We start from the raw sequence: 21,967 nt of genomic DNA on the forward strand, positions 1-21,967 counted from the left end.
CAAGTCAGCATTCAATTAACGATGCTTTTACTGCTTTAGGTATAACTAGACTGCACTTTAACGATTCTATAATTAAAGTTTCACATTCGATGGTATAATTGTTAATATAATTTATTTGCTAGCATAGCAGTAAATATTAATTATAAAAGAAATTCAAGGAGATAGAATTATTAGAATACTATAATTTGATTAATGATAATGTACAAAAAGGACCTATGGATGTTCTTCTATATAACCTCAGCAGAATATTAGAATTTGAATATAGAGGTACGAAAAATAATATACTTGATGTGGAGTCATTCGTTAATGGTATTGATATCTTAAAAACTATTAATAAGAATGTAGAAACCATAATAAGGAAATAGTCGTAAAGTAAAATTATTAAGTTAATGATGGGAGTATGAAATACTCCCATCATTAACTTAATACAACACAAACTTATTCTAGCATCTTATCAACGCCCAATTTCTAGCGTGTTTCCTGGTATCCAATGTTTATATTCATCTTCATAATATAAGTATGTTGTACTGGCTGGTGCGGTATACGCTCCAGCAATATCTGCTTTAAGGTCTAATGCAATAGCTTTAGTTTCTTTTGCAGCAAATTCTCGCCAATACAACACTAAGTAATTTTCAAATATCTCATAATAAGCAACTTCCTTTTTTTCTAGTAATTCCTTTAATTGCCATGGTTGCGTTGTTGTTCCTGATGGTATTCCTATAATAGCCATTGGCAACCCCACTCCTATTGAAGATGTATTTGATACCTGTACTATCATTCTCACATTATCTCCTACTGCATATTTCTGATCTTTAATTATGCTTTCTAGTTGCATTTTACATAAATTAGAAGTGTCTGGTAAGGTGCTTTCCCATTTTACAATCATCTCATACGGAAACGTCTGTTTGGGATTAGAAAAATATACTTCTATTTGCTGTTCACCCTCTTTTATATAGCTATTAAGGTTCTGTATAACAACCTGTCCTTTTTCATTTATTTCTAATTTCTTAACTAATTCTTTACCGTTTATAGTGAGCTTTAGTGTCTGATCTTTATTTATAATTTCTGACTTCTGTCTTTTGGTATATTCAATTAAGGTTTTAAGCGCTATGGATGTAGATTGTGTAGCTCCAAAACGCCCATTTTTTCTTTTACTTACTAAATATTCAATTCCTTTAGTAATAAGAAGTTCATTTTTTTTATAATCTCTCATAAGTGCCAATAGCGTAAAAGCAACTGTCTCTATGTTCTTTGAATTGGCATATGATCTTGTTATTGTATTTTCTACAGGTAAATTATCAAACCCATGGGTTGCTATATTTTCTTGTAGTGCCGATAGCAGTAGTGCACTATTATCTGTTTTACCTAAGTTAAAGCTAGAAAGAGCTAACAAGGCCATTCTATAGGTATCATTAGTTTGTAATGCCTTGGCATAAGTCGCATCATATTCTTTAGTAATAGCTGCAGTAGGTACCGCTTCACTAATTGCATACACGATATAAGCATCGGCTACTTCTTTAGGAGAACTTGCAAAGCTATCATATCCTTTTTTACTTTTTTTAAACCCTCCTTTACTATCTCTTCTACTTAACAGCCAATCTACAGTTCTATTGATCATTTTCTGATCTACCTCTGGGTAAATCTCTTTCATTTCAGTAAATTCCAGCACCCCATAAGCGGTTAATGATTCATGAGGCGGTGTATGTCCAAACCATTCAAAACCTCCTTCTTTGGTTTCAAAACTTATTAATCGCTTATACCCTTCTTGTATATAATGCATCGCCTTTTTAGAAATAGCAGGATTAGTTTTACCCGTTTCTTGAAGGTATTTAAGTACTAAAATATTTGGATATGTACTTGATGATGTTTGTTCAAAGCATCCATGAGGTTCTCTTATTAGAGATTCTACACCATTCATAACATCACCTACGATATCCGTATATATTTTAAAATTAGCTGTAACACTCCCGGGAACAACATGATTTACATCAAAAGTAAATGATTCATTTTTTGAACCTGATATTGATGTTTCTGTTGGGAAATAAGGACTTATAACTGATATATCTTTATGTACGATATCACTATACCCTTGTTCTGTAGAGACTGATGCTCTTATGGTCCCCAATTTCATTGTCTTAAATGGTCGAACTTTTACCTCGTGTACTAATGCAGTTCCTGGATAAATTTTAATTTGGTTATCTACAGAGGCGATATGTTCTATTCCTTCTGGTACAATTATCCCTAAAGTTGTAGTTATAGTATCACGAGATTCATTTTTAATCGTAAAAGGTAATATGACCGTATCATTAAGTGCCATATAATTAGGTGTTTTTACATCTATAGATAAGAGTTTTTTGGTGCTATAATCCTTTTCTTTTCTTCCTACAAGTCCATTGTATCCAATCCCTTCTGCTGTAATTTTAAAAGAAGTAATGGCATCAGAATTATAAAATGATAAAGATGCTTCTCCATTACTATCAGTTTGCACTACGGGATTCCAATAAATAGTTTTTCTAAAATCCGTACGTTTTTGAGGTACCAATTCACTGTCATATATCGGAACATAAAATTGACTTGGCGTATAATATGTAATTGAGTTGTTATTATATATACTATGAAAACTATAATTACTATATCTTCTTGAATTATTTAATTTCTTTTTCCAACTGTTAGAAATGTGTTTTTTGTTTTTAGATGAGACTATAACAACACCGTTAGTTCCAGGACTTCCGTAAAGCGAGGTAGCGGCAGCATCTTTTAAAACTGTAATAGACTCAATATTTGCTGTATCCATGTTCATCATAGATTCTGAAGAAACAACAACACCATCTATAACAAAAAGGGGTTGATTATTACCCGATATAGTTGCATTTCCTCGTATATGAATTTTATGTGCACTGCCATATATACCATCTGCATTTACAATACTAACACCGGCTACATTACCTTGTAAAAGTTCAATGACATTAGAATTTTCTGTAATATCATTTGATTTAATATATGAAATACAACCACCAAGTGATTTTTTACGATCGATACCATAACCAACAATAACAATTTCTTCTAACGCTGCACTACTCTCATCTAAAGTTACAGAAGCCGTAGCTTTCTTTTTAATTGGCTTCTTTATTGGTAGTGTATTACCAACAAACGCTTTTACTCTTCTAGTATCTTTACCATTATTTGTTTGATGTCTAGAAGCATAATACCCTCTTTTTGAAGCAGTCTCAACTATACGAAGTGATTCTTTAGTATCGGTATAGGCTATTAAGGTGTAACTTCTTGATTTTCCTAGCTTACATAGATATTGTCCCTTATCATTGGTATCAAAGACTAACACCTTATTTCCTGATTCATCAAATAACAATAAATGTGCTTTTACGGGTTTTCCTGACTTATTTAATACGACTCCCCGATGAATATCTTCTTGCTCTGGTAAAAATCTTACATTATTTTTTGTGATTACTGCTTCGGTCAAATAATTTCTCCACCCATGTGTCTGCATTACATAATCCAAAGCTTTTGTTGCTTTAGGTTCTGTTTTATCAAAATAAAAAATAGGTTTATAAATTTTTCCTTTCAATTCTGAAGACATTAATAAATACGACAATATGTTATCTTGTTTATCATCTGCAAATGAAAGTAATTTATTATCTGCTACGGCTAATGAAATGTTAGATGGAATAGGCTTACCCTTTTTATCCATTGTTTTAAGATGAACTGTAACTTTTTCTCGAGTTTCATAATTTTCTTTATCAGTACTAATCTCTATGTTTAGTTGTCTGTCTTTATTTAAAAATACTAACCGTTCTGCTATTGGGATTTTGTTTTGATTTTTAATTGTAAAGCGAGTTATACCTATGGGCATATCTTTTGTAAATATTTTTACTACTTTTTCACCTTTTGCTATAGATTGATTTAAAAGTTTTTTTGATCCATTTGAAACTTCTAATTGTAACTCTTCGTCTATATTAGAAAATAGTCTAAGTATTGTGGATGTACTATCTGTAGTAGCCGAAAATGTTACTCCTTTTTCTTTAATTAATGGTAAAGGCAATTTCTTTTTTGAAGTAAACGGTGAGGTTATACGCGCATAATATTTGACATTTGATTGTGCTAACAATGAAAAACCACCCATACCGTCATGATAACTTTTAAATTGAGTAATTATCTCATTATTACTATCAATAATCTCTCCTGATAAATCAACTGGTTTTCCAAACTCATTCAAAGCTTTAAACGCAACTTGATTGGTAGCTCCTGCAATAATATTACCGCTTTCAGGAAAAAATTGTAAATCTATTGTATCTAATATGACAGGAACACTTCGGGATATAGATTCTGTAGTACCGTTATAGGGCATTAAAACTGTAAATACTACATCTGCCGTAGATAAATCCATAGGTAACATAAACCTTGGTCTTGCAACTCCTTTTGCATCGGTACTAAATTTATCAGATATAATTTTCTCACCTTTTACCGCTACCTCATATCGTAACTCTTTATTAGATAACGGTTTGTTTTTTAAGTCTTTGACCTTAAAATCAGCAACAACCTCAGCTCCTTTACCATAGCCCTCTTTTTCAAATTTAAGAGTAAACAATACATTGGGTTGAACTACTTTTTGAATTGTAAGTTTCTTTGTAAAGAAAATCTCTTCCCCATAGTTTCTCATCCAATGCGTATACATTTTTAAAGTATACACCCCCCCTGCCCATTCTTCTTTGGTATCAAAGTTACCGTAAGCATAACCTTGATTAATTCTTATTTTTAACTGCTCAACCACTGTACCTTTTGGAGATATTAATTCTGCATACATGACATCGCTTAAAGTGGTTATATTATGATCTGTATCCACAACATAAGACTTAAACCAAATGGTTTCTCCTGGAAAATAGAATGAACGATCGGTATGCGTATAAATATCTTCAATCAATTTTTGTTCTTGATCATAAATAGTAAATGAAACAGAAGTAACGCTTAGTATTAGTATGACAAGAACGATGTATTTATTGTTTGTAATAGTTCTCATATGCTTATATTTTGATTTTAACTTGTAGACCAACTTCACTCGTTAGTGGCGTATTAAAAAATTGAAGTTGTTGACCTGAACTGTGATCAAAAAGACTACTGTAAGGTGAAGCGCCTCTGTATTTTGTATAGGTAAATATGTTTTTGGCATAAATTCCTATATCTAAAAGTCGTATAAAGTCTCTATCAGTATCCCTTCTAAATTGATATGATAATTGAATAGATTTTAAATTAAGGTAGGTTCCTTTTACTATAGCTTCTTCTGCAACTCCTTCGAACCCATATCGCACAAACCTATTGTCCTGAATATCATTTTCTGGATTGGCAAAATCTACAGGAATAGTATTTATTTGCCCCTGTTGATCAACACCATCATATACAAATTGTGATATTTCTCTTTCTTCTGCAGATTGTTGTGAGGTTCCCAGGTAATTAAGTGCATTTTGTGTGCCATTCCATACATCTCCTCCTTTCTGAAAATCTATAAGAAAACTAAATTGTAATCTCTCCCAGTCAAATGAATTTGAAAAACCAAGACTAAAGTCTGGAGTTGGATCTCCTATAATTTGTGGAGTAGATGAAATCAAAGGAAATCCATCTTGATCTATAATAATGTTATTTTGATTATCTCTGGCATATGCGGACCCAACCAAAACTCCTGCTGGTTGCCCTTTAATCAAGTTTTTCGAGATTGTAGAAAAACCTGCAATAGGAATTCTTTCATTGTTTCCGTATATTTTAGATACTTTATTGCGATAGGTAGAAAATACAAGTTTTGGGGTATACGAAAAGTTATACTTAAAATATATTGGAAAACTAAACGTACTTTCAAAACCATATTGATTAATATCTGCTACATTCTTTAATTGAAATTGGTTTTCATTTATAACCGGAAATACACTTTTTTTGTGCTTATAATTATAATAATTAGCTTCTAGAGTAGCTGGCCTATTAAAAAGTTCAAATACTAGGTTAGTTCCTAAAGTAAAACTGTTTTTTTCTTCTAATTCAATATCATTACTTACAAATAAGTCATCATTTGCTATCAGGCCAAGACTTTGAATCGGTGTAATATCTAAACTATTATGACTTTGATTTGCATAATATAAAGGTGTTTGCTGAGCTTCAAAAGAAGTACTTGTATGTAGTTTTATGTCGTATAGCCAGTAACTATCTAAAAAGTTAGACAAATCTATTTCAAATTGAAAACTTGGTAAAAACCATTTATTATTTTGAATCGATGAAGTAATTGCATTGTGAGTTATTGAAGCCTTTGCTTCATACTCGGAAAAAGAATAACTCAAACTATTCGTAAACTGTACCGTATTTCTGACTACGTTTTTTTCAATAATTGTCGTACTATTTGGATTATTAAAAGAAAAAGGGGGGAAACCTGTTTCTTCTTTTAAAGAGTACTTTAAAGAATTATAAGTATACTGTACTGTCGATTCTAATTCTAATTCATTTTTATTCCCATTTGAATTGAACTTAAAGTTAATCAGCGAATTAAAAGCATCACTATTAAAATCTTTTGTGCTACCATATCCATCCAAAAAACCAATAGTATCTGGTATTAAACCAAATTCTTGCGTATTTTTTGTACTGGTATAATTTGTATTAGCGTATAAAGAAGTGTTGTCTGAGAGCTCCAGAGTATTTTGTAAACTGGCAACAAAATCATTAGTTCTTATTCGGTTTCTATTATTTTCTAAGAGCCAATTAGGATTATTAAAATTATTTGCACTAAACGTACGTTGTTTATTATCGGGTAGTATGGTACCTTGTTTACTATCAAAACTTGTTGGTGTAGCCCATGTATTAAGCAACAATGTGTTTAAAAATCCATTTAAATTAGGCTGATTATCAATTGTGTTAGTGTATGTAATAAACGTGTCCCAAATTAATTTTTTAGAACTATTTTTCGCATTATTATAGTTTAATGTTACTTTTTCAAATCGACTATTTTCTCTATTAAAAATATCCCTGTTTTTTTTGCTATTAAAAAGTATTCCTATAAAATGATTTTGTGTTGAAACATTAAAAAACAAATCATTACCTGTCTTTACTACAGTTCTTAATATTTCATTATCATATGCGTTTACAATAGCTCCATCATTATTAGTATTAGGTATTAACCTTCCATTTTGATCAAAGGGATTACTTAATCCATCAAATTTTAGAGTACTTAGTCTAGGTCCGTATGAAAATGGAACCCCGCTTTCTGGTCCAAAAAATGTATTTTGATTATTAAAAGGTTGACCTTGACTAAATTCCTTTTGGAGTCTAGGTAAATTACTGTTTTGAATAAATTGCATTGCAAGAGTACTATTCCAACCCGTTTCATAAAAAATATCAGGTGTAAAATAAGTTAGTTTTACTTTTGTTTCAGAATTGTCAACTACAATATCCTTAATTCTATAATGGTTAAAGTAGTTGGGGCCATCCTTATTATACGTATAACCATCATTTCCAATATCCGGAATCATAAAACCGGTCGTCCGGTTATTCGTTATCGCTTTCCCGTAAGACTTACTTTTTATGGGTTCTACGGCTTGCTTTTTGATAATCTCTGTACTATCATTTCCACCAAACATTTTAGCAGTTACTAAAATCTCTTTTTGCCCAAAACCCACATAGCTAAATGTTAAAACGTCTCCGATAGCACATGATATATTGTAATTACCATCAAAATCTGTCTGCGTTCCCGTTGTAGTCCCTTTGATTATAATATTAACTCCTGGTAATGGTAACCCTTCTTCATCTTTAAGAGTGCCAGAGACAATTCCTTGTTGAGCATATATGCATTGAGAATTCAGTAGTATCAATATACCTATATACCTCAAGAGTAGTTGATTTTTCATAGTCGTTCCTTTTAGTGTGTTTTAAAAGTACTACGGTATCAACAATTCGAAAATAGTAAATGAGTGAAACGCACATTCTAATGAGGGAACTGATTTTTTCATGATTATTTACGCAAGATCATTTACCCTTAAATGATATAATTAAAAATACTTGTAGTTTCTAAAAGGATATTTGATGTTTTAGTTGTTTTTATAAATAGAATATGATCTCAAAGGGCTTATTTAATTGAATCTATTCTAACATAAGAAAAGGTGAAAAGAGTAAAACTCACACAAACTCAAACTATAGTGAACACAAAAACATACTTGATATTAGTCTTCCTATTGGCTATGTCAAAAGGATTATTTGCACAGACTTTAACATTAAGCTCTGATGCGCCTTCAAATACGATTTGTAGAGGAGATGTCATTCAGGTTAACTTAGATATTACCCCACCCAATGGAGCTACTGGATATAATTGGACTAATGTAACCACTGGTCAGTTTATAAAAGGTGAAAATGGTAATGCAGGTACTTTTCATCAATTTACTGGAGCCGATAGATTACTTACAAATACAACTATTAGAGTAGAAGCTTTTGGCGGTACTGGCGGTAATTTATCAGAGACTATAGATATTATTGTACAACAACCCGCTAATCCTGGTACCGAAGGAAGTCTTCTTCTTTGTAATAAAACCGGAGATGTTGATCTTTTTACTTTGTTACAAGGTGGCCCTGATACAGGAGGTACTTGGGATCCCCCTTTAGCCAATGGAGATAGAGGTACTTTTACTATTGGTACCGATGCACCTGGAGTATATAGATACCTGGTATCTGCTACTTCCCCATGTTCTGATAGTGAATCTCGTGTGGTGGTTAAAGAATGTTTTAATGATGATTTTGATAATGACGGTGTTCCCAATGCTACTGACCTTGATGATGACAATGACGGAATACTGGATGCAGATGAAAACGCTGCTTGTACACCCGCTACCTTAACAGAATCAAGCCCTGTAGTAGATATCGATTTCGGTACAGGAGATACCCCTACAACAGATCCTAATATTATAGGACATCAACATAACCCAAACTGGCCAGATGATGGTTTCTATAACGTAGCTACATCTTTATACATGTTTAACTCGGCTAATTTTGATGTATGGTTTGTAACTACAGATCAAAATCCAATACCCCATTCTGACGGAGGAGGTGATACCAATGGAAGATTTTTAGCAGTCAACATTGCATCTAACTTTGGAAATCAAGTTTTATATGAATTAAAAGATATTCCCATTTCTGCCGGAATAGAATATAACTTTAGAATTGATATGGTAGGTCTATGTGATCAAGGTTGTGCACATGTCCCTGCACTAGATCTCGAAATAATAGATCAAAATAGTGGCGCCACTATATTAACTACCACTTCTGCAGCATTAGGCGTGGCCAATGATGATATTTGGAGAACTTTACTAGATAAGATTACGGTGCCTACCAATACATTTCTAACCTTACGAATACGAAATCAACAGCTTCAAGGTTCTAATGGTAATGATATGGGAATTGATAATATTCGTTTTGCTCCCCTAGAGTGCGATACTGATAGAGATGAAGTTCCAAATTTCCTTGACCTTGATAGTGATAATGATGGTATTTTTGATATTGTAGAAGCTGGTCGTGGAGATTTAGATGCAAATAATGACGGAATCGTAGATGGAATTATAGATACCGATGGAGACGGAATAGCAGATGTTGGTGTTGATGCAAATGGTGTACCACTTGCCGTAGCTGGTAAATTAACGCCCATAAATAGTGATACAGACACAGTACCTGATTATCTCGATATCGATTCTGATAATGATGGTATACAAGACAATATGGAAGGACAGCCTACAGCTACATATATTGCGCCTAGCGGAAATGACTTTGATAAAAACGGTGTTGATGATGCTTATGAGGGTACTGGTGCTATATCACCAGTAGATACTGATGCAGATACAATACCAGATTATTTAGACGTAAACTCTGATGATGATTGTTTAAGTGATACCATTGAAGCTCATGACCTTAACCAAGATGGTATTGCCGATATTGTTCCTGCCGGAGGCGATACAGATAATGACGGTTTAGATAATGCCTTTGATACGGTACCCCTTGATGCGACAACGGCAGTAACAAATCCTACTGATGGTGGTGAATTACCAACCGATCTACCTGATAATCATAACCCAAACACTCCCGATCCCCCAGGTAACGATGTAGATTTTAGAGAAGCATTTACAGAAATAGATGAAAAGAAAACCGCAGGTGGTTGTGCTAGCGGAATTCCTACTATTAATCTATTTGATAGTCTTGAACTGGCTGCTATACCTGGTGGTACATGGACAGGACCAAGTGCATTGACAGGTGGAGAGTTAGGTACTTTTAGTGCAACAACCAATGTTGCGGGAGTATATACCTATACTCTACCCATCATAGGAGCATGTCCTCCTAGAAAAGGAGAAGTGACCGTGTCGATAGTAAATGTTCCTGTGTCTGGAACAGACGGTACCTTAAATACCTGTATATCCGCAGCACCTACTAGTTTATTTACAAGAATTGGAGGAACACCAGATCCAGGGGGATCATGGACAGATCCTAATGGAGATCCTTTTGGAACAACAGATCAAGGTGTTTTAGACCCTTCAGTAATGGGAGCGTTATCAGGTACATATACCTATACACTGGGTGTTACGGGATGTAGTCAAAGTGTAGACGTAGAAGTTACCATTAATACGGGAGCAAATGCGGGTGATGATGATACAGTTTCTTTTTGTTCTACCGATAGTACTTCTGATCTCTTTGATAGTTTAGGAACTACCCCAGATGTGGGAGGTTCATGGACTGATCCTAACGGTAATCCTTTTGGAACAACAGATCGAGGTACTATAGATCCGTCTGACCCTACAACACTTGCTGGTGATTATACCTACACTGTATCTACAACAACCTGTCCTACGCCAGATTCTGCAGTCATTACAGTTGCAATAGAAACTACTCCCAATCTTGCTTTTGATGGCACTACTTGTTCTGATGATCGCGATAGTTATTCTGTTTCTTTTATTACAAACGGAACTTGGACTATTACTATTGATCCTCCTAGCGCAGGTACGATAGATGCTGCAAATGCTAGGATTACGGATATAGCAGCAGGTACAAATTTTAGTATCACCGCTAGTAATCCAGCTAATACTACATGTGAAGATATTTTAGATATAATTGCCCCTGATTGCACTTGTCCAGATATTGCAGAACCTACAAGCCCAACAAATCAAAGAATATGTGTAGGTAGCCCTAATCCTGCATTATCTGTGACAGTGTTAACTGGACAAACCGCAAATTGGTACGCTCCTGACGGCACATTACTAGCAGAAAATACAACTACCTATACTCCTACTGAGACTGCCGTTGGAAATTATACCTACAGTGTAGAAGCTTTTGATACTACAGAAAAGTGTCCTAGCGATCGTATTAATGTATCTTTTGATATTGTAACTGCTCCTCAAGTAGAATTAGCTAATGAAAATGTAATATGCGTAACAGAAAACGGAATTCCTAGACCTGATAATGATTTTCCTTTTATAGATACCTTTTTAGACCCATCTGATTTCACATTTGTGTGGAGTTTTGAAGGAACCATAATTCCCGGACAAACATCATCGGGAATAGAAACACTATTGCCAGGCACATATACGGTTACCTACACGGATATTGTTTCTACATGTTCTGATACAGCCAGTGTTACTATAAACGCATCTAGAGGCCCTCAAAGTCTTGAATTATCATTGTCCTCCGGTTCTTTTGCAGAGAGTAATGACATTATCGCCACTGTTGTTGGTGACGGCGCTCATGAATTTAGTTTAGACAATGGATCATTTCAATCTGATAATGTATTTAGAAATGTTGCCTTGGGTCTTCATCAAGTAATTGTAAGAGATGTAAACGGTTGTGGAACCCTTACTGAAGATATCTTTGTTATTGGTTTTCCAAATTTCTTTACCCCAAATAATGATGGCTTTAATGACACATGGAATGTGATAGCAGACGAGAACTTACCTGAAATGATTATTTACATATTCGATAGATACGGAAAGCTTTTAAAACAACTCGACCCAAAAGGTAGTGGATGGGATGGAATTTATAACGGAGAAGTACTACCCTCTACAGATTATTGGTTTACTGCTCAACTCGAAGATGGATCACAGACCTACCGCAGTCATTTCACATTAAAAAGATAACTGTGGCATCAATATTTTATATCAATAGTATTCACATGAAAATTAAAGACATTCTCCTTATCGGTATATTTATAGTAGTATCTATACATAGTAATTATGCCCAAGAGGGATTACCTATATACTCAGATTACCTTACAGATAACTATTATCTTATTCACCCCTCTATGGCCGGAGCATCACAGTGTTCTCAGGTACGCTTAACAGGCAGAAGAAATTGGGTTGGCGAAGAAGATACTCCTGGGCTTTTTACGGCAGCATATAATGGTAGAATAAATGATCAATCTGCTATAGGGGCAACAGCATACAACGATAAAAACGGATTCTTTTCTCAAACAGGAGGTTATCTCACATATGCACATCATTTGATGTTTTCGAGAAGTGAAGTAGATTTAAATATGTTATCCTTTGGCTTAAGTGCCGGAGTAATACAGTATAGACTTGACCAAAGTAGTTTTATTCCTAACGGAGACCCGCTAATATCAAGTGGTTCCTTAAGTTCCGCAGAATTTAATATAGACTTTGGTATGTCATACAACCTCTATAATTTCTATACACATGTAACAATGAAAAACGTTCTAGAAAACTCTGGGATTAATTCTGATTTACAACCCGCAACTAACCTCAGAAATTTATTGGTGTCTGTAGGTTATGTTTTTGAAAGAGGAAATAAAGACTGGTCTTTTGAACCCTCTTTGCTCTATTCTTATAGAGATGGAGTGAAACAATCCTCTGTTGATTTCAATATTAAATTTTATCGCAATGTAAGTGTGGGTAAAATCTGGGGAGGTCTATCGTATAGAACGAGTCTTGATGATATTGATTTTGTAGATGGTGCTGAACTGAAAACACAAAAACTAAATTATATCACTCCTTTTGTCGGAGTTAACTATGGCAAGTATGTTTTTGCCTATACTTATTCTTATCAATCGAACCCTGTGACTTTTAATAACGGAGGCTTTCATCAAATAACTTTAGGAATTGATTTCTCTTGTAGAAAAAAACGATATGCTTGTTACTGTCCTGCTGTGAATTAGATTTGACATCTTATTTTGATAATAAATAAGTATATAATTTAGACTTTAAAAATCATACCTTAAATTTGAGTTTTTGGAACCAAATCTAAGAATAATAGTCCCGCTGTTAGTTTGATAGCTATCTTTATAAATTTTTGCAAGTGCTGAAAGATCAAAACAAACTTGTTCTTGTATTAAAGCTTCGCAAGAATCATTATCCTCAAATGATACGATTACCTCTAATTGAACAGGATCAGATTCTAAAAACAAATGTGTCGTAAGAAGTTCAAAATTTGTGGTTCCGCAACCTCCCCCGTACTGTACATCCAGTTTTAAAAAATCATCTTCAATTAAGGCTTTATTGATTTTAAAATCATCTACTAAAGCCGCACTATACAAAGACTCGTTTACAATAATGTTTTTACAATCTCGGCTATTTCCATTTAGTATATTTCCATTTGATACTAAGGTATCCTTAGTGCTATCATTTCCGCAGTTTAAGAAGGAATATAAGATGAATATATAGATAGCAAGTTTTCTCATCATGTATATTTTAATACGATCAATATATTATATAGATTATGTACCTTAAAAAAGGTTGCGTTAGTATTGCAAATCTTTTGTTTTTTTTGGAACCTCTTTACGACTAAAAATTAGTATTATATTTATAACGCTCACATTAAGCTATTTCAAACATTATCTTTATTAAGACAAATCAAAATACAAATGAAAATACGTCACTTATCTAACTCTATATTTACCACCCTACTACTAGTATTTTTGAGTTTTGGTTCATCAGTACTGGCACAAAGCAAAAAAAAGACACTTAAAGTATTATTTGTTGGAAATAGTTATACATATGTAGAAAACATACCGCAAATCACATCTATAATTTCGGATAGTTTACAAACAAAACTAATTACTAAGAAAAGTGTTATTGGTGGTGCGAAATTAAGAGATCACTGGCTTGGTAACAGGGGGTTAAAAACGAAAGAGATCATCAAAAAAAATAAATTTGATATTGTAGTACTTCAAGAATGGAGCTTAGGGACGATATATGAATCTGATAGCATTCGTAAATACGCCAAACTGTTTTGTGATTTAATTAAAGATAAGGGTGCTAAACCCTATTTATATCAAACCTGGGCAAGAGAAAAAGTTCCGCAACATCAAGAAACCATTGCTAAAGTATATGAAGAAGTAGCTACTGCAAATGAAGCTACAATTGTTCCTGTAGGTCGCGCTTGGGAGTTAGCGAAGCAATTGCGACCAACTATTAAATTGTATGATGCTGATGGCACTCACCCTTCTAGGTTAGGTGCTTTTTTATCTGCCTATACCTTTGCTACTACTATTACAGGAGAGATGCCTGGGTCACTCTCTAGAATATACAGTACAAATGATAGTCAAGGAGAATCGGTGTACTTAATGTATCTTGATAATTTAGATATTACATTTTTTACAGAAGTGGTTAAGAAAATAGTCATACCCCGCAATTAATCGTTATTGGTATATCTTATAATAACTGTTTAAATAAAAAAAGACTGTCTTTTAAAAAACAGCCTTTTGATTTAATAGTATCTAAGAAATTATCTTCTTATAATAAACTTATTTCCTGGCCCTCCAATTTTAGCCCATACATTATTCTTAAATTGATAGATATCCCCAGAACTTGGGTTTGTGGCACAAAGAACAACTCCTCCATATATTCTTCTTGCAGCTCCTCCAACTCTATTCCAATTTTGACCTACACCAGTATATTCATATACGGCATTTCTATTAGATGATAATCCATACAGTTTTCCATTTGCCCAAACCCAATCAGCACCAGGTCCACCAATTTTTGTCCAATTAGTATTCTTAAATTGATAGATATCCCCAGAATTAGGATTTGTAGCAAGTAAAAAATCACCTCCAAATATTCTGCTAGCCGGTCCTCCGACTCTATTCCAGTTTTGTCCTAATCCAGTATATTCATATACTGCGCTTTTGTTAGATGATAGTCCATACAATTTTCCGTTAGCCCAAACCCAATCGGCACCAGCTCCCCCGATTTTGGACCAATTGTTATTCTTAAATTGATAAATATCGCCAGTATTTGGGTTTGTAGCGAGTAAAAAGTTACCTCCAAATATTCTACTGGCGGGTCCACCTATTTTACGCCAATTTTGCCCTACTCCGGTATATTCATATACACCACTTTTGTTTGATGACAACCCATATAATTTCCCATTTGCCCATACCCAGTCTGCACCAGCTCCGCCAATTTTAGACCAATTATTAGGTGAGTTATTGTATCTGAAAATATCTTTCTTATTAAGACTTACGCCAAATATGTTTCCCGTATTAGCTTTTATTGTATTTGATATACTTATAGATTCCTTTGCTTTTTTAAACTCGTAAAGTTCTTGATTTTCGATAGAATCTTTTTCACAAGAGATGATTACTGTCAAAAGTATAAAGTGTAATAATGCGATTGATAATTTTTTCATGATTTCTGTTTTTTGGATTTAAAGAATTGATATTAGTTATAATTAAATGTTACTGGTTATTGTTAACAAAACAAACTCTGTTTTAAGAGTGGTTAACCTCAAACAGTATAGTTTTATATGTTTTTGAAAAATGTAATAATTGTTACACCACACCGAGAAGAGAGATGTCTTAATTACAATACCAAGTTTTTATATGGTAATAATCCATCTTTGGGTATCGTTATTTTGTGCTGTACGTGTGACTATAGAAAAGTCTTTACTAGATACGACATGAGCATCTACAAACCTACCATTATACAATTGTTGTATAGTTGATGTACCATTTATATTTGGTATAATTACCCATCGTTGTGTATCATTATTCTGAGCGGTGCGTGTTACCACAGAAAAATCATTGTTTGATGATACATGAGCATCCACATACCGCCCATTAGCTTTTTGTCGAATAGTATATACACCTCCTACTTGAGTTAGGATCCAACGTTGTGTATTGTTACTCTGTGCGGTGCGTGTTACTACAGAAAAATCATGACTAGATGCTTCATGCCCATCTACAAATCTGTTACTACTTTTTTGTTTTATAGTATAGTTGTTACTACCTATATTTCTTATGACCCACCGTTGTGTATCATTATTTTGTGCGGTACGAGTGACTAAAGAAAAATCGTTAGCTGCTGATGTATGAGCATCTATAAATCGGCCATTATATAATTGTTGTATAGTTGATGTACCATTTGTACTTGGCATAATCACCCATCGTTGCGTATCATTATTTTGAGCGGTACGGGTAACGACAGAAAAATCGTTATTTGATGATACATGGGCATCTATAAATCTACCATTACTTTTTTGCTGAATGGTATATACAGCACCTACTAATTTTAATCCCCAAAGTTGTGTGTTATTGTTTTGCGCCGTACGAGTGACTAAAGAAAAATCGTTAGCTGCTGATGTATGAGCATCAAAAAATCGATTACTACTGGCTTGTATAATTTTAAATCCACTTCTATTTCCAATAGCACTCTTTGGGTTTTGTGCCTCAAAGGTTAATGTGTATACCCCTCCATCTCCTACAAATATCATTTCTTTTTTAATACTAAAAATACTGTGTGCTAATAGTAATTCTTGATTTGTAAAACGTAATTCTTTAGGTTTGCCCACCCTATCATCAAAATTTGGAGCACCTGTAGGTGTTCCTGTCGCCGAATTAATATCATTTATGAGTTTAGAAACTCTCTCTGCTCGACTAAAGTTAAGGCTTCCTAAGACAGATGAAGCAACAATTCCTTTTACAATTCCCCGCAAAGTCTCTGCATCTCCATCATCATTTTCCATCAATGCTACTATAAAAACAGCATCGTTTGAATTTGTAAGTTGTGCTTCCTTATTATTTAAACCCCAAAAAACTGGTGAATTAGGCAATACTTTATGGGTTTCTCCTTGATCTACATCGTTAAATGGACCATATCTAACTACTTCAAAAGCAGGAGGTGTAGTTGAATAATCTACGGCTGTTACTAAAACATAAGGTTCATCTGATCCTACCTCATTGGTTTCCTCATTACATTTGATTTTTTCTAAAGATATTTTTATCATAATATTTGATTTAGATTATTAGTACATATTTCAACTCATCTTGAGTTCTTTTATTTATTGATTAATTATTTTGCAACACTAACTATAGCATGATAGTCAATAGGCTACTATGTTAGATACTAATGGGTAATGTAAATGGGTACTGTGTATAGAATTTAAGCCATATTATTTCAGGAAAACATATGCATAGTTGATCACTATCGCTTTTGTTTCAAGGATAGAATTTTAAAATTTCAAAAGGAATATTAAAATCCCTTCTTTTATATTAATGATTTACAAAGGGAAAAACTGACCATTTACAAAAGTTAATCTACCCTTACCAACGTTACCTGTATGATATCTATTGGGTATGGTATCACTTTGATCTGCTAACCATGTATTTGGTTTTAATTTTATGTAAGAGTAACTATTTTTATCAGTAGATTGTGTTTGATCTAATGGGCATAATGAAATATCTACAGATTCCATAAACCAGTCATCAGGATGCCTTATATCCCCATCTATCTTAAAGAAAGCACTTTTTATTTCTACCCATTCTATTTTATCTACAGATAGTACTTTAATAAAGTAATTATCTATTCCCTTTCGATGTGTGTTCTCAAGATTGATTTTGTGATATATTGTACCTTTATTTGTGTTTAAACTTATAAATGCATTGATATTATCTCTACTCTCACCATTTGGTTTATCACCTGTACCAATGGCAATTCTATAAAACCATTCGTATATTGTTCCAGGTATTTGCAGGTCATTATTTTTTAAATAGGTGGCTATATCACTATTCCATTTATCAGCTCCATTAGTATCATTAGCATTATGATAATTGTGAATTTGGGGAGATATAAGTTCAAACTTGCTTTCATCATAATCCAAGGTATCATTTCCGAAATTAGTATTTCTGTTTTTTTTCTTCTTTGCATTTCTTATTCGTGAATATATAAATATAGAAACTAAGAGAATTAGAGTTAGTACTATCAAAGAAGATTTAAGAGATATTAAAATTGACATAAAATTTAGAATTTAAGTTGATTTGTTTTTTCTTACTTCAAAGCTAGTATCTTGTTACTCTTTATACTACAACTAGAGTTCTAAATTGTAACAACATAGTTCTAAATCACCAATTAATTCACTAATTACTAAAGAATTAATTCGTTTTATTTTGTTTTATGTATATAATATGCTGAAGGAACAACAGCGTAACGTTCTTTAAAACATTTAGCAAAATAGGATAGATTGTTAAATCCAACCTTGTACGCAATCTGAGTTATATTATCTTCTTTTTGGGATAATAATTGCTCTGCAATTTTAAGGCGGAAATTACGAAGTAATTGCCCTGGAGATTCGTTTGTAAGTGCTTTCAATTTAGAATGCAGCTGAGTTTTACTCATTCCTAAAGCCTTTTGCATTTCGGGAACACCAAAACTTGGATCCGAAAAATTAGCCTCAAATAGAGATAATACTTCTTCTAAAAATTTCTGATCTAAAGAAGTAACTGTTATTTTTTTAGGATCTATCTGCGTTGTTGTATTTCTAAAAAGATGTCTTAATTTTTGACGTTGTTTAATTAGGTTATCTACTCGGGTTTGTAATTCATGCACATCAAAAGGTTTTGTTAAGTAATCATCAGCCCCGGTCTCAAGCCCTTCAATTTTATTATCTAATCCTGCTTTTGCGGTAAGCATAATTACAGGTATATGACTTGTATGTATCTCTGTTTTTACTTTTGCACATAATTCTATACCATCGATCCCAGGCATCATTAAGTCCGTAATAATAAGATCAGGAGGGTTAGATAATGCTTTTTGCCAACCATCTTTGCCATTTGTAGCTTGTACAATTTTATATTTCTTAATAAGTTCTTGTGTAATAAACTCATTCATATCCAAATTATCTTCTATGACAAGAATTGTAGGGATATCTCTACTATCATGTTTGTGAAATTCAAATGTCTCGATCTTAGTATCAGTAATGATCATCTCATTTGATGATGTTACATCTATTTTTGTTTTCACTTTAATTTCATGAATAGGAATAGTTACGGTAAAGCAAGACCCTTGATTAATTTCACTTGTACATAGTATAGTTCCACCCATTAAAGTAACTAGGTCTTTGGATAATGATAACCCTATCCCCGATCCTTCTCTTTCTTTGGTTGTACTGCTATCTACTTGATAAAATCGATCAAATATGAAAGGTATATTCTCTTTAGCAATACCACAACCAGAATCGATTACTTCTATTCGTAAAGATGTATCTATACAATCTACTTTGCAGATAATTACCGAACTATCCTCACTAAATTTAAACGCATTGCTTAAAAGGTTGTAGATAATTTTTTCGAGTTTATCTCTATCAAATAATGCCCATAAAACAGTATCAGGAATACTTATTTTAAAATAGATATTTCGCTGTTCAGCATGAGAATCAAACGATGTAGCTGCAACGCGTAAACATTTGTAAACATTACCTTCTTTAAGCTCCAGTTTCAAACTACCGGCGTCTAGTTTAGAAAGTTCTAACAATTGATTTACTAAGTTTAGCAATCGATTTGAGTTACGCTTTATCATTTTAACGCTTTCAATACTTAATGGTGTATTAGGATCCTTTTCTAATTTTTCTATGGGTCCTTTTATAAGTGTTAAAGGTGTTCGAAACTCATGAGAAATATTAGCAAAAAAATTCGATTTTAAACGATCTAATTCTTTTAATTTATCGTTACTTTTTTGTTTAAGACGATATTGACTAAAGAGTAACATAGCCAATAGTAGTATTATAATAGAAAAAGCAATAATCGCATTACGTTCATTCTTTTGTTTTGCAAGAGTGATTGTTTTTGATTTATTTTCTGAGGCTAACAAAGCAATTTCTGTAGCTTTTTGTTCATTTTGATATTTGGCTTCCATATCATTCGTAACAGAAAGTATATTTTGATTATATAAACTATCTGATATAGCAATTACTTTTAGAGCATAATTGTATGCCTTTTCGTATTCTTTTTTTTGATTATATGCTTTGTGTAATAGTCTATGAACTCGTATAGAAAGTGTTGTGTATTTTGAAGCTTTGGCATTAGATAAAATCTTTTTTGCAATGTCAATACTTCTATTGTGCTCTCCTTTTTCTAAGAAAATCAAAGCCATACCATATTGCACATCAAAAAAATGGTTAGGATGGTCTACCGCAATCACTAAATCATAGGCTTTTTTAATGTTATTTTCTGCTAGATTGTATTGTTTTTTTTCGAGATAAATCATTGCAAGTTTATACCAAATTCTACTCGCACCTAATTTATCTCCTATGCTTTCTTTTATTTCCAAAGACTCCTTAAAATAAGGTAATGCTTTATCATTTTCTAAAATAGTAGCGTATACAGTCCCTAAATTTAGCAGACAAGCCGAAATACCTGGTAAATGATTAATTTCTCTTACTAATTTAAGAGCATGTTCATAATTTTTAATTCCCTCGACATATTGTTTTTGAGTCGCATAAATGGCCGCAATGTAATTGTATATTCTCGCCTCTGTATTTTTATCGTTATTTTTTTTTGCTATCGGAAGAACTTCTAAATAAAGGGATAATGCTTCTTTATGCTTAGATTGATTTTGCTTAAGTTTACCTAAATCTATTTTCACAAAACCTATTGTACGAAGATCATCTAGTTCTGAAAATATAGATAAGGCTTCCTCTAAATACTTCTGTGATTCGACATTTAGTCCTTTATCTCTCAAGATTACACCTCTTCTATATTTTGCTTCACCTAGACCATCTTTAAATTTTAGTTTTTTAGATAGTTTTTCTGCTTCAATTGCAAAATTTAATGCGCTATTTTGATCTATTCTTTTATACTTTTCCCATAGGGTAAGATACTTGTTTACTTTTGTGGTATCTTCTTTCATAGTTGATAACGAATTAAGAAGACTATCAATTTCTGATTGGGAAAATAATATGGAATGAGATACCAAAAATATTGAGAAAAGGATTTGTTTCATAAGAAAATAGTATCAAATAATTAAGAATCCATTCTTTATTTATATCATATAAATTTAGACAAAAGGATATGTCTAAACAAGTATAGTCTAGCAGAACTAATTTAGAATTTTACTTTTTTATTGGATAACTGTATAATCATATCTATAAAAATAAAGAGGTCCTTTATTCTTTAAAATTGTAGTTACATTAAAAATCCGTATTTTAAGCAATAGAATAGTAAATCGCTTTATCATGAAATATAAAGGATCTATAGATATTAATCAACCCTTGGCAATTGTTACTGCTCTTTTTGCTGATTCTAAAAATCTTGTAAAATATCAGGATGGGTTTCAGAAAAAAGAATTGATAAAAGGAACTGAAGGACAAGATGGTACTGTTTCTAAATTGTACTATAAAAGTGATAAACATGAGATGGAACTAACAGAAACCATTATTGCCAATCGTTTACCCCATACTTTTGAAGCTTTCTATCACCATAAACATATGGATAATACTATGAAAACAACATTTACTGCTTTAAGTGATGAACAAACGAGGTATGAAACTGAAGTTGAATATACTCGGATTAATTGGGTAATGCCCAAACTCATTGCTATTCTATTTCCTAGTATGTATCGCAAACCAGGTGAACGGTGGATGAAAAATTTTAAGACCCTCGCAGAGCAACAATAAAACAAGGTTTCTTATGAAATAAATTCATAGACTATTGAGTTATTATAAGATAGTTTCA

11 protein-coding genes are annotated in these 21,967 nt (G+C 32.8%); 4 read left to right on the top strand and 7 right to left on the bottom strand.

Going from position 1 to position 21,967, the window contains the following annotated elements; genetic code table 11:
• Nucleotides 1–454: 454 nt before the first annotated feature.
• A complete protein-coding gene (locus AWE51_RS05220) occupies nucleotides 455–5,032 on the bottom strand; it encodes a TonB-dependent receptor plug domain-containing protein (protein WP_066310428.1) in 4,578 nt (1,525 codons plus the stop codon).
• A gap of 4 nt (nucleotides 5,033–5,036) precedes the next feature.
• On the bottom strand, nucleotides 5,037–7,892 hold the full coding sequence (locus AWE51_RS05225; RefSeq protein ID WP_066310431.1) for a carboxypeptidase-like regulatory domain-containing protein: 2,856 nt from the start codon (nucleotides 7,890–7,892) through the stop codon (nucleotides 5,037–5,039).
• Nucleotides 7,893–8,144: 252 nt separating this feature from the next.
• Between AWE51_RS05225 and AWE51_RS05230 the strand changes: the two genes are divergently transcribed.
• On the top strand, nucleotides 8,145–12,146 hold the full coding sequence (locus AWE51_RS05230) for a T9SS type B sorting domain-containing protein (protein ID WP_157766020.1): 4,002 nt from the start codon (nucleotides 8,145–8,147) through the stop codon (nucleotides 12,144–12,146).
• Nucleotides 12,147–12,181: 35 nt separating this feature from the next.
• Complete coding sequence (locus AWE51_RS05235) at nucleotides 12,182–13,180, top strand: PorP/SprF family type IX secretion system membrane protein (RefSeq protein WP_066311005.1); 999 nt, start codon at nucleotides 12,182–12,184, stop codon at nucleotides 13,178–13,180.
• A 45-nt stretch (nucleotides 13,181–13,225) separates the two neighbouring features.
• Here AWE51_RS05235 and AWE51_RS05240 read toward each other — a convergent pair whose 3' ends face one another.
• Entirely contained in the window at nucleotides 13,226–13,702 is a 477-nt protein-coding gene (locus AWE51_RS05240) for a hypothetical protein (RefSeq protein ID WP_066310442.1), read from the bottom strand.
• 183 nt (nucleotides 13,703–13,885) lie between these two features.
• Here AWE51_RS05240 and AWE51_RS05245 point away from each other — a divergent pair, with 183 nt between their 5' ends.
• Nucleotides 13,886–14,659, top strand: coding sequence for an SGNH/GDSL hydrolase family protein (locus AWE51_RS05245; protein WP_066310444.1), 774 nt, complete (start codon nucleotides 13,886–13,888; stop codon nucleotides 14,657–14,659).
• Nucleotides 14,660–14,748: 89 nt separating this feature from the next.
• On the opposite strand, the gene AWE51_RS05250 is transcribed toward AWE51_RS05245, so the two are convergent.
• From AWE51_RS05250 to AWE51_RS05265, 4 genes are all read right to left on the bottom strand, one after another.
• Complete coding sequence (locus AWE51_RS05250) at nucleotides 14,749–15,651, bottom strand: hypothetical protein (RefSeq protein WP_066310447.1); 903 nt, start codon at nucleotides 15,649–15,651, stop codon at nucleotides 14,749–14,751.
• Nucleotides 15,652–15,840: 189 nt separating this feature from the next.
• Nucleotides 15,841–17,247 carry an RICIN domain-containing protein gene (locus tag AWE51_RS05255; RefSeq protein WP_066310449.1) on the bottom strand — a complete coding sequence of 469 codons (1,407 nt, stop codon included), beginning with the start codon at nucleotides 17,245–17,247 and terminating at the stop codon, nucleotides 15,841–15,843.
• A gap of 273 nt (nucleotides 17,248–17,520) precedes the next feature.
• A complete protein-coding gene (locus AWE51_RS05260) occupies nucleotides 17,521–18,255 on the bottom strand; it encodes a hypothetical protein (protein ID WP_066310450.1) in 735 nt (244 codons plus the stop codon).
• A 146-nt stretch (nucleotides 18,256–18,401) separates the two neighbouring features.
• Nucleotides 18,402–21,236, bottom strand: a complete 2,835-nt coding sequence (locus AWE51_RS05265) for a tetratricopeptide repeat protein (RefSeq protein WP_082832317.1) — start codon at nucleotides 21,234–21,236, stop codon at nucleotides 18,402–18,404.
• A 232-nt stretch (nucleotides 21,237–21,468) separates the two neighbouring features.
• Between AWE51_RS05265 and AWE51_RS05270 the strand changes: the two genes are divergently transcribed.
• Entirely contained in the window at nucleotides 21,469–21,909 is a 441-nt protein-coding gene (locus AWE51_RS05270; RefSeq protein ID WP_066310454.1) for an SRPBCC family protein, read from the top strand.
• The last annotated feature ends 58 nt before the right edge of the window (nucleotides 21,910–21,967 follow it).

It is taken from the genome of Aquimarina aggregata, assembly GCF_001632745.1.
GTDB classification, from domain to species: Bacteria; Bacteroidota; Bacteroidia; order Flavobacteriales; family Flavobacteriaceae; genus Aquimarina; species Aquimarina aggregata.

Excerpts from the sequence above, each read along its gene's own strand:
- AWE51_RS05240 (WP_066310442.1), bottom strand. The coding sequence starts at position 13,702 with ATGAGAAAACTTGCTATCTATATATTCATCTTATATTCCTTCTTAAAC.
- AWE51_RS05270 (WP_066310454.1), top strand. The coding sequence starts at position 21,469 with ATGAAATATAAAGGATCTATAGATATTAATCAACCCTTGGCAATTGTT.
- AWE51_RS05235 (WP_066311005.1), top strand. The coding sequence starts at position 12,182 with ATGAAAATTAAAGACATTCTCCTTATCGGTATATTTATAGTAGTATCT.
- AWE51_RS05220 (WP_066310428.1), bottom strand. The coding sequence starts at position 5,032 with ATGAGAACTATTACAAACAATAAATACATCGTTCTTGTCATACTAATA.
- AWE51_RS05245 (WP_066310444.1), top strand. The coding sequence starts at position 13,886 with ATGAAAATACGTCACTTATCTAACTCTATATTTACCACCCTACTACTA.
- AWE51_RS05260 (WP_066310450.1), bottom strand. The coding sequence starts at position 18,255 with ATGTCAATTTTAATATCTCTTAAATCTTCTTTGATAGTACTAACTCTA.
- AWE51_RS05255 (WP_066310449.1), bottom strand. The coding sequence starts at position 17,247 with ATGATAAAAATATCTTTAGAAAAAATCAAATGTAATGAGGAAACCAAT.
- AWE51_RS05225 (WP_066310431.1), bottom strand. The coding sequence starts at position 7,892 with ATGAAAAATCAACTACTCTTGAGGTATATAGGTATATTGATACTACTG.
- AWE51_RS05250 (WP_066310447.1), bottom strand. The coding sequence starts at position 15,651 with ATGAAAAAATTATCAATCGCATTATTACACTTTATACTTTTGACAGTA.
- AWE51_RS05265 (WP_082832317.1), bottom strand. The coding sequence starts at position 21,236 with ATGAAACAAATCCTTTTCTCAATATTTTTGGTATCTCATTCCATATTA.